9 protein-coding genes are annotated in these 9,488 nt (G+C 72.6%); 5 read left to right on the top strand and 4 right to left on the bottom strand.

Going from position 1 to position 9,488, the window contains the following annotated elements; translation table 11 throughout:
* Both AB8Z75_RS25655 and AB8Z75_RS25660 read right to left on the bottom strand, forming a co-directional pair.
* Nucleotides 1–1,015: CoA-binding protein (locus AB8Z75_RS25655; RefSeq protein ID WP_369205912.1), on the bottom strand; the 1,015-nt coding region annotated here is incomplete at its 3' end.
* 293 nt (nucleotides 1,016–1,308) lie between these two features.
* Complete coding sequence (locus AB8Z75_RS25660; RefSeq protein ID WP_369205928.1) at nucleotides 1,309–2,448, bottom strand: flavin-containing monooxygenase; 1,140 nt, start codon at nucleotides 2,446–2,448, stop codon at nucleotides 1,309–1,311.
* 185 nt (nucleotides 2,449–2,633) lie between these two features.
* On the opposite strand from AB8Z75_RS25660, the gene AB8Z75_RS25665 reads away from it, so the two are divergent.
* Nucleotides 2,634–3,065 carry a Zn-ribbon domain-containing OB-fold protein gene (locus AB8Z75_RS25665; protein ID WP_369205914.1) on the top strand — a complete coding sequence of 144 codons (432 nt, stop codon included), beginning with the start codon at nucleotides 2,634–2,636 and terminating at the stop codon, nucleotides 3,063–3,065.
* 161 nt (nucleotides 3,066–3,226) lie between these two features.
* The gene (locus AB8Z75_RS25670; protein WP_369205916.1) at nucleotides 3,227–3,715 is read left to right on the top strand and encodes an N-acetyltransferase family protein; all 489 of its coding nucleotides are present in this window, start codon (nucleotides 3,227–3,229) and stop codon (nucleotides 3,713–3,715) included.
* Nucleotides 3,716–3,734: 19 nt separating this feature from the next.
* On the opposite strand, the gene AB8Z75_RS25675 is transcribed toward AB8Z75_RS25670, so the two are convergent.
* Complete coding sequence (locus AB8Z75_RS25675) at nucleotides 3,735–4,925, bottom strand: acetyl-CoA acetyltransferase (RefSeq protein ID WP_369205918.1); 1,191 nt, start codon at nucleotides 4,923–4,925, stop codon at nucleotides 3,735–3,737.
* Nucleotides 4,926–5,069: 144 nt separating this feature from the next.
* On the opposite strand from AB8Z75_RS25675, the gene AB8Z75_RS25680 reads away from it, so the two are divergent.
* Both AB8Z75_RS25680 and AB8Z75_RS25685 read left to right on the top strand, forming a co-directional pair.
* Nucleotides 5,070–6,734, top strand: coding sequence for an acyl-CoA dehydrogenase family protein (locus AB8Z75_RS25680; protein ID WP_369205920.1), 1,665 nt, complete (start codon nucleotides 5,070–5,072; stop codon nucleotides 6,732–6,734).
* On the top strand, nucleotides 6,734–7,222 hold the full coding sequence (locus AB8Z75_RS25685) for a nitroreductase family deazaflavin-dependent oxidoreductase (RefSeq protein WP_369205922.1): 489 nt from the start codon (nucleotides 6,734–6,736) through the stop codon (nucleotides 7,220–7,222). Before AB8Z75_RS25680 ends, AB8Z75_RS25685 begins: the two co-directional genes overlap by 1 nt.
* Before the next feature lie 103 nt (nucleotides 7,223–7,325).
* On the opposite strand, the gene AB8Z75_RS25690 is transcribed toward AB8Z75_RS25685, so the two are convergent.
* Entirely contained in the window at nucleotides 7,326–7,973 is a 648-nt protein-coding gene (locus AB8Z75_RS25690; protein WP_369205924.1) for a TetR family transcriptional regulator, read from the bottom strand.
* A 307-nt stretch (nucleotides 7,974–8,280) separates the two neighbouring features.
* On the opposite strand from AB8Z75_RS25690, the gene AB8Z75_RS25695 reads away from it, so the two are divergent.
* A partial coding sequence (locus AB8Z75_RS25695) for a serine/threonine-protein kinase (protein ID WP_369205926.1) occupies nucleotides 8,281–9,488 on the top strand: 1,208 nt, incomplete at its 3' end.

Genomic DNA, 9,488 nt, shown 5'->3' on the forward strand with positions numbered 1-9,488 from the left:
GGGCCCGGGCCAGCAGCGTGGCCGTGTCCTGGAGCTCGTCCAGCCCGTCCACGCGGATGACGCCGTACTGCCGCATCGCCGCGTCCGCCGTGGCGTCGGAGCCCGTCAGCTTTCCCGTGTGCGAGGCGGCCGTGCGCGCCCCGGTCTCGGTGCGGCCCACCTTGACCGCGACGACGGGGACGCCGCCCCGTGCCGCGCGGTCGGCGGCGAGCAGGAACCGCCTGCCGTTCTTGAGCCCTTCCACATATGCCGCCACGGCCCCCACCTCGGGGCAGGCGGCGAAGTAGGAGAGGAAGTCGGCCGTCTCCAGGTCGGCCTCGTTTCCGGTCGGTGCCCAGTGCGAGAGCCGGATGCCCAGTTCCTGCAGGGCGAAGAGGGGGCGGCCCTGGTGACCTGACTGCGTGACGAGGGCGATAGCGGGCCCGTCCAGGTCGGTGCGGAAGCGCTCGAAGGCGTTGAGGTTGGTGTTCGGGCCCAGCAGCCGGACGCCGGAGCGGGCCGCGGCCTCGGCCAGTTTCTGCTGGGCGAGGGTGCCGTCCTGGCCGGTCTCGGCGAAGCCGGAGGCGAAGGCGACGGCGAACCGCGTCTTGGTGTCCGCCAGCTGTTCCAGTACGGGCAGCGGGTCGGCCACGAGGAGGACGGCGACGTCGACAGGTTCGGGCAGGTCGGCGACGGCGGGCGCGCAGGCCTTCCCGAACACCTCGCGCCGCTTGGGATGCACCGGGTAAAGACGGGCTCCGACGTGCTGCGCCCAGGCCAGCAGTTGGCGCGTGATACCGGTGTTGGGGCGCCCTTCCGTGTCGGAGGCACCCACCACGGCGACGGCCTCCGGGCGGAAGAAGCGGTCGAGGTCGGGTACGGGGGCGTGCAGTGGCCGGCCGCTGACATCGAAGCCGACGTCGTCGCTGTCGTCGGCCCTGCTGTGGACGCGGCCACCGCCGGTCGGTTCGCCGCAGGCCAGTACCCGGCCCTGGCGGGGGGTCATGGTGAGGGTCCCGTGAGTCGATCCGAGCATCTGTACTCGCCCACTCCCGTGTGGTGGCCGACTGGAACTGACGAGCCGTCAGGTTACTGGAACTGACGCTGCGTCAGGAACCCCTCTGCGGGGCTCAGGGCTGTCCTGCGGGCTCGTGGGGGTGTCTGTGGTGCCCGTGGAGCGTCCAGCCGAGACGCAGAAGGGGGGGTGGAAGCGAGGGTGGGCGGAGGGCGCCGGATGCGCCGCCGGAGGGTGGCTGAAGCGGCGGTCGTCTCCTGAGCGGGCGCTTGTGGCCGCCTGGGATTCTTAGGGGCGAGCGGTCAGGCGCGGCGTCAGCGGGCGGCCTTGGCGATCGCCTTCGCGATCCGCCCGGCGTCGAGCCGCAGCTCCCGCAGGGTTCCGCTGATCGGGTAGGAGAAGCCGGTGAAGTGGAGAGCGGGGGCCGACGGGTGCGTGCGACGGCCGTGAGCCAGGGGGCGGCCACGCGCGTCCAGTACGCCCAGGTGACCGACCAGCTCCTCCAGCCCTGTGTGGTATCCGGTCGCGGCGATGACCACCTCCGGGCTGAGGGTCTCCCCGTCCGCCAGGACCGCCTTCGCCCCCTCGAACGACTCGAGCGCGGCAACAGGTTCGACCCTCCGCTGCCGTACCGCGCTGACCAGTCCGACGTCCAGCACCGGGATCGCCCCCTGGCGCACGCGCGTGTACAGGCCGGCCTGGGGCCGGGGCAGGCCGTAGGCGGACAGGTCGGGGAGTGAGGCTTTGGCGAGCCGCGCCGCCAGGCGGTCCACGAGGCCGACTGGCAGGCGTCGGCACAGGATGGCGCTGCGTTGGGAGGGCCAGCCGAGGGTGGAGCGGCGCAGGATGTGCGGGGGTGTGCGGACGGCAAGGCGCACCCGCCCTGCTCCGCTCTCCGCGAGGTCGGTGGCGATCTCGGCCCCGGTGTTTCCCGCGCCCACCACCAGGACGTCCTTGCCCGCGTAGGGGGCGGGGGAACGGTAGGCGGAGGCGTGCAGCAGGTCGCCGGTGAAGGTGCCGCGCCCTGGCCAGGGTGGCAGATAGGGGGTGTGGTTGCAGCCGGTGGCCACGACGACGGCGGGGCTGGTCAGCCGTCGTCCTCCGTTGGCGTGGAGCACCCACTGGTCGTTCTCGCCGCGCTCGAGCCGGTGCACCTCCACGCCTGTGGCCACCTCTGTGCGGTGGTGCGCCGCGTACTGCTCGAGGTAGCGCACCAGGTCGGCGCGCGCGACCCAGCGTCCGTACGCGCGGGGGATGGGCAGCCCCGGGAGCGCGGAGTTGGCGCGGGTGGTGTGCAGGTGCAGGCGGTCGTAGTGGGAGCGCCAGGAGGCGCCGACGGTGTCGGCCTTCTCCAGTACGACGGCGCTGATGCCGCGCTCCCGCAGTGCGGCGGCCGTGGCCAGACCCCCCGGGCCGGCGCCGAGGATGTGGACGGGTGTCCCGTTCTCGGGCATGTGCATGACGACGATGGTAGGCGCGGTCTCCCGCAACGTCGTCGGTCGGCCCGCCCGGCCCCCTTGCGGAGCGACGCGGGGACCGCTTCACTGCGACGTGTCACCTGACGGGGCGTCAGGAGCGGTGCTCCCGTCGGCCGGGGTGACGGCAGAGCGTAAGCGAAGCCTGGGCGAGCGGAGGCCTGATGGGGACGACGTCGGGACAGCGGTTCGACGTCCCGGACGCGGACGCGTTCACCGCACCGTACTGGCGGGCGGCGGCTCGGGGGCGGCTGCTGATACGCCGCTGCCGTGCCGAAGGGTGCGGCATGGCCCACCACTATCCACGCGAGTTCTGTCCGCACTGCTGGAGTGAGGACGCCGTCTGGGAGGAGGCGAACGGGCGGGCCACCCTCTACACCTGGTCCGTCGTCCACCGCAACGATCTGCCCCCATTCTCGGAGCGCGTCCCCTACGTCGCCGCCGTCGTGGAACTGGTGGAGGGTCCGCGCATGATGACCGAGCTGGTCGACTGTCCACAGGAAGCACTGGTGGTGGGGAGGCAGCTACGGGTCGCGTTCCGGGAGGTGGCCGGCGAGGGCGGCGGTGTCACCGTCCCTGTCTTCCGTCCCGTATAGGTCTCGCCCTTCCGCGGAGAGCCGCGCCTCGTCCCGAGGACGGGGCCCGTCGCGAGGGCGGGGACCGTCGCGAGAGCCGTGTTCCGCGGTGTGAGCACCGCCGTGCCAGCCGCGGCGATATCCGCTGGCGTCACAGGCCTTCCCTCCCGCAGGCTGTGCCCGTGCAGATCCGTGAAGCGACCGCAGCCGACTGGGCCGCCATCTGGCCCTTCTTCCACACCATCGTCGCCGCCGGCGAAACCTACACGTACCCGCGCGACACGGACGAGGCCACAGGCCGGGCGTTGTGGATGCAGGAGCCCCCGGGGCGCACCTTCGTCGCCGTGGACGGGGACGGCACCGTGCTCGGCTCGGCGAAGACGGGCCCCAACCACATGGGCGGCTCGTCCCACATCGCGGGAGCCAGTTTCATGGTCGATCCGGGATGCGGCGTCAAGGGCGTCGGGCGGGCGCTGGGTGCGCACGTGCTGGAGTGGGCCAGGGGTGAGGGCTACCGGGCGATGCAGTTCAACGCTGTCGTGGAGACCAACACTCGCGCCGTCGCGCTGTGGAAGTCGCTCGGTTTCGAAATCGTGGCCACCTTGCCAGAGGGTTTCCGCCATCCGGAGCACGGGTTCGTGGGGCTGCACATCATGTACCAGCGGCTCTGACACCGCGCGCCCGTGGCCCTCAGCCGCGGCCCAGCACCAGTGTCCCCGAGGAGCAGAACCAGCCGCCTGTGCCGGACGCGACGGCCAGTTCGGGCAGTGTTCCGTCGCGCCTGCGCACCTGCCGCCCGTCGCCGGCGTCGCCGCGCAGCTGCCGTACGGCTTCCACGAGCAGGAAGAGGCCCCGCATGCCCGGGTGGCAGGCGGACAGGCCGCCTCCGTCGGTGTTGACCGGCAGGTCGCCGTCCCGCAGCAGCCGGCCGTTCTCCACGAAGGAGCCGCCTTCGCCCTTGGCGCAGAAACCGAGGTCTTCCAGCGTCACGAGAGTCATGTAGGTGAAGGCGTCGTAGATCTGGGCGAGGTCGATGTCGCCCGGTGTGACGCCGGCCTGCGCGAAGGCGGTAGGCCCCGACGTCGCAGCCGGGGAGACGGTGAAGTCCTCCCATTCCGACATCGTCGTGTGAGAGACGGCCGTGCCGGAGCCGAGGATCCAGACGGGACGGGTGGCCAGGTCCGGCACGAGGTCCTCGGCGACGAGTAGCGCCGCGCAGCCACCGTCCGAGCGGATGCAGCAGTGCAGCTTGGTGAACGGATCGGCGATCACCGGGCCGGACAGGACGTCGTCCACCGTGACCGGTTCCCGGTACATGGCGTCGGGGTTGGCGGCTGCGTTGGCGCGTGCCTGTACGGCGACCTGGGCGAGCTGTTCCAGTGTGGTGCCGTACTGGTGCATGTGGCGGCGGGCGGCCATCGCGTACTTGGCGATGAGGGTGTGCCCGTAGGGCACCTCGAACTGCAGCGGACCGCGCGTACCGAAGGAGAGATCGGCGGTGCGGCGGCGGGCCTTGAGGTCGGCGCGCGCGGTGGAGCCGTACACCAGCAGTACGGCGTTCGCGCGGCCCTGTGCGATGGCGTCGGCGGCGTGTGAGGCCATGACCTCCCACGTGGAGCCGCCGACGGAGGTGGAGTCGACCCACGTGGGGCGCAGTCCGAGGTACTCGGCGACCTCCACGGGTGCGAGGGTGCCCAGCCCGGCCGAGGCCAACCCGTCCACCAGGGAGCGATCGATGCCGGCGTCCGCCAGCGCCCGGCGTGCGGCCTGGGCGTGCAGCGTGTACGGCGTCGCCTCGTCGACCCTCCCTCCGTCCGAGAGCGCGACTCCGGCGACCGCGACGCGGCGGCCGATGCGGTGGGTGCTGTCGGCAGGCGGCATGAAACTGACGGTACATCAGGTCTGCGGGTCGCCGGGAGGGCGCAAGCGGCGACAAGGTGCCGCCCGTGCCCTGGGCTTCTGTGCCGCGGCTGCCTAATATGACGCCCCGTCAGGTGACGAAGTCGCCGTGAGGGGGCGCTGCCGATGGACACGGGGTTCACCGAGGAGCAGAACGCGATACGCCGTACGCTGCGACAAGTACTCGCCCCACACAGCGGGCCCGACGAGGTGGCGGCCGCGGCGCGGTCACCGCAGGGGTACGACACCGTCCTGTGGGCCACGCTCGCCCGGGAACACGGCCTGCCCGGCCTCGCGGTGCCCGAGGCCTACGGCGGCGCCGGACGCGGCACCCTCGCGCTCGCGCTGGCCTGCGAGGAGACCGGCCGCGCCCTGTTGCCGTCCCCGCTGGTGCCCACCGCCTGCCTGGTCGCCCCGCTCGTACTCGCCCTGGGCACCGAGGCGCAGCGCATCGGAGTGCTGCCGCGGCTGGCCTGCGGCGAACTGACCGGCGCCCTCGTCGTCCCACCGGACACGCTGCCCGTGGCGCTCGGCCTCACGAGCGCGACCGACCCCGAGAAGCGGGCCGGTGGCGGTTCGCCCGACGGGTACGGGTCCGGGTCCGCGTCCGGCGACGGGTGGGCCGGCAGCGGGCGAGCCGTCGGCGGCCGGCCCCTTGACGGGTGGTCCGGCGGTGGCCGCGCCGGGGGCGTTCAGGCACACCGTGCGGCGGACGGATGGCGGTTGTACGGGGAAGCGGCGCAGGTGCTGGGCGGTCACAGCGCGGGGCTGCTGCTCGTCGCGGCGCACGCGGGCGGCTTCACGCGCAGCCGCACCCTGTTCTTCCTCGTCACGGAAGGCGCCGCGGGACTCGTGCGCGTACGGCACTCCGCGCTGGACGAGACGCGCGCTGTGGCCCGCGTCGAACTGCGCGACGTGCGCGCGGAACTCCTCGGCGGGCAGGACGAGCACGATGTGCGGGCCGCGCTGGCCGCCATCGGCCCCCGGGTGGCGGCCGTCCTCGCCATGGAGGCGGTGGGCGCGGCGGACGGCGCGCTGACGCGCACGGTCGAACAGGTCACGTCGGGTGCGGGCGCCGGGCGACGGCCGTGCGGCTCTCCCCGGGCGGTTCGGGCCCGGCTGGCGGAGGCGTACTTTCGGGTGCACGGCGCGCGGGCGGCGGCCTCCTACGCGGCGTGGACGGCGGGGGCGGACGAGGCGGGGGCACGGTCGGCCGGCGGGATCGCGCTGGCAGCGGGGCTGGAGGCGCTGCGGTTCGCCGCGGGCGAGGCGGTGCGGTTGCACGGCGAGGCGGGATCGACCCGGGAGCAGACGGCGCACCTCTGCTTCAGGCGCGCGGCCGGGGACGACCTGCTGTTCGGTCCGGTGCACCGGCTGCGGCACCAGGCCGCCGAGCAGGCGGCGCTGTACGCCGCGGGGGCGGAAGAAGCCCTGGACGCGCAAGAGGGGAACGCGGCGCGAACGGGCGCGGGAAAGAGGGAAGCGGTGCGGACGGACGCGGGAAAGAAGGAAGCTGCGCGAACGGACGCGGAAAAGGCCGAAACAGCGCGAACGGACGCGGAAAACGGCAACGCGGCACGAACGGGCACGGAAAAGGGGGACGTGGCGCGGACGGACGCGGGGAAGAAGGAAGCGGCGCGAACGGACGCAGAGAAAGGCGAAGCGGCGCGAACGGACGCGGGAAAGAAGGAAGCGGCGCGGACGGACGCAGAGGAAGGCGAAGCGGGGCGGACGGACGCAGAAAAAGGGGACGCGGCGCGGACGGCCGCGGGGAAGGAGGCCGGAGTCTGATGGCCGGATCAGGCGGACGGAAGGTGATCCAGGCAGTGTCCTCGACGCGGGTGTTCGCGCGGATCGCTCCGCATGTGATTCCCGTACTGGACCGGTCGGTGCACCGGCTCTCGGGCGGACGGACGATGCTCAGTACCCGGATGCTGCCCGGTGTCGTACTGAGCTCGACGGGCGCCAAGAGCGGCGAGACGCGACGGACGCCGCTGGCGTGCATGCCGGAGAAGGCACGGGGGAGCTGGCTGCTTGTGGGCAGCAACTTCGGCAGACAGGGCCACCCTGGGTGGACCGCCAACCTGCGCCGCCACCCCGAGGCGCGTATCACCTACCGGGGCCGCGACATACCCGTACGGGCGCGGCAGTTGGAGGGAGCGGAGCGCGAGGAGGCGTGGGAGGAGTTGCTGAGGTTCTGGCCGCCGTACGCGGTCTACCAGGGCCGGATCGAGCGGCGGATCCGCGTCTTCCGCCTGGAGCCCAGGGCGGAGAGCTGACGGCTTCTCGGTGAGGGGCGAGGGACGCTGCATACGGGGGATGCCACGTGTCGGGGGACAGCGCGGCGCGCTGACGCATCGCGTGAGGGGGCGTCGCGCTGCGTTACTTGGTGGGCTTCTTGCCGGTCACGCCGAGGTGCACGAGCAGGGCCAGGCTCGGCTTGAGCTCGGACTGTTTGACGCCCCAGCTCTGGAAGCCCTTCTGGTGCCCCGCGACGGAGGCCAGCATGGCGACCAGCGAACCGGCCACGGCGGCGGCGTTGACGTCCTTGCCGACCCTGCCGCGGTTCTGGAGATCCTTGATGGCGTCGGCGAGGGAGTTGTTCACCGAGTTGAGGACCTTCATGCGGATCTTGTAGAACCGCTTGTCGCCCTCCGCCGCGCCCAGGTCGACCACGCGCAGGATCGCGTCGTTCCTGCGCCAGAAGGCCAGAAAGCCCTCGACCAGTTCCTCGGCCGTCTGCCAACCCGCCTTGCCCGTCCAGGAGCGGCCGGCCACCAGCTCGGTGAGCGAGGCGCCCTCCTTGGCCATGGTCTCGGCGATCTCCAGGACGGCGCCCTCGACGTCGGGGAAGTACTGGTAGAACGTCGCAGGGGACGTGCCCGCTTTCCGCGCGACGTCGATGACCTTGACATCCCGGTACGGCGACGAGCTGAGCATCTCGCTGAGGCAGTCGAGCAGCTTCTGCCGCGTCGCTTGACCGCGGCGTCCGGCCACCCGGCCGTCGACGGTTCGAACTTGTCCTGTCATGCCCGTCAGCTTACCGACGGGCGATCGGACCGCGATTCGTCCGCAGGCAAACGGGGTGTGTGCGATCGGCGGGCCGAGATGAGGGCAATCAGGGTGATACCTGGCGGAGCCAACATGACGGATTGACCGGGTCATACGCGCCTTTGTCGGGGCACGAAGACACTTACGTGCCGCCCCCGGGTTCGCAACCGGCGCGTTCGCCAGGAAGAATCGGCGTCAGGACCGTCAGGTCCGGCACGGCAGTGAGAGGCTGCACGGGGCGGGAACGGGCAGATTTTACGGCCCCTACGGGGAGGTGGCAGGACAAGTGGTGGAGCAGCTTACGCAGCACGATCCGCGGCGGATCGGCCCGTTCGAGGTGCTGGGCCGTCTCGGTTCCGGCGGCATGGGGCTGGTCTACCTGGCACGTTCGGCGTCCGGCCGCCGCGTCGCGATCAAGACGGTGCGCACGGAACTGGCGGAGGACCAGCTCTTCCGGGTGCGCTTCACCAGGGAGGTGGAGGCCGCGCGGGCGGTCAGCGGCTTCTACACGGCCGCCGTCGTGGACGCCGACCCGCGCGCCGCGATCCCGTGGCTGGCCACCGCGTACGTGCCCTCGCCCTCCCTGGAGGAAATAGTCACCGAGTGCGGTCCGCTGCCGGTGCAGGCGGTGCGCTGGCTGGCGGCCGGTGTCGCCGAGGCGCTCCAGTCCATCCACGGCGCCGGACTGGTCCACCGGGACCTGAAGCCCTCCAACGTGCTGGTCGTCGAGGACGGCCCGCGTGTCATCGACTTCGGTATCGCCTCCGGCGTCTCCAACACCCGGCTGACCATGACGAACGTCGCCGTGGGCACCCCGGCCTACATGTCGCCTGAGCAGGCGCGCGACTCCCGCAGCGTGACCGGTGCCAGCGACGTGTTCTCGCTCGCCTCCACCCTGGTCTTCGCGGCGACAGGGCACGCGCCCTTCCACGGGGCCAACCCCGTGGAGACCGTCTTCATGCTGCTGCGCGAGGGCCCCGACCTGGAGGGACTGCCCGAGGACCTGCGGTCGCTGATCGAGTCGTGCATGCGGATGAACGCGGAGGAGCGGCCCACCCCCGCCGACCTGCAGGCGCAGCTCGCCCCGCACCTGTTCGGCGCGGGAAGCGACGACAGCGGGACGGTTTCGGCCTGGCTGCCCATCACCGCCGTCTCCCTGATCGAGCGCCGCCGGGGCGGACGTGCCATGCGCCGCCAGAACGCAGCCGCCTCCGCCGAGGTGGGCCCGGCCGCCGGAGGCGCCCCCTCGGGGCCACCCGCCGGTTCCGCACCCGCACCCTCCGTGCCGGCGCCTCCCGGCCACGCGGAGGGAGAAGGCGCGGAGGGGGACGGCACGGACGCGGGCGCCGCCAGAACGCAGCCGCCTCCGCCGAGGTGGGCCCGGCCGCCGGAGGCGCCCCCTCGGGGCCACCCGCCGGTTCCGCACCCGCACCCTCCGTGCCGGCGCCTCCCGGCCCGCCCGCGTCCGTGCCGTCCCCCTCCGCGCCTTCTCCC

This window comes from Streptomyces sp. PU-14G (genome assembly GCF_041028275.1).
GTDB lineage: Bacteria > Actinomycetota > Actinomycetes > Streptomycetales > Streptomycetaceae > Streptomyces.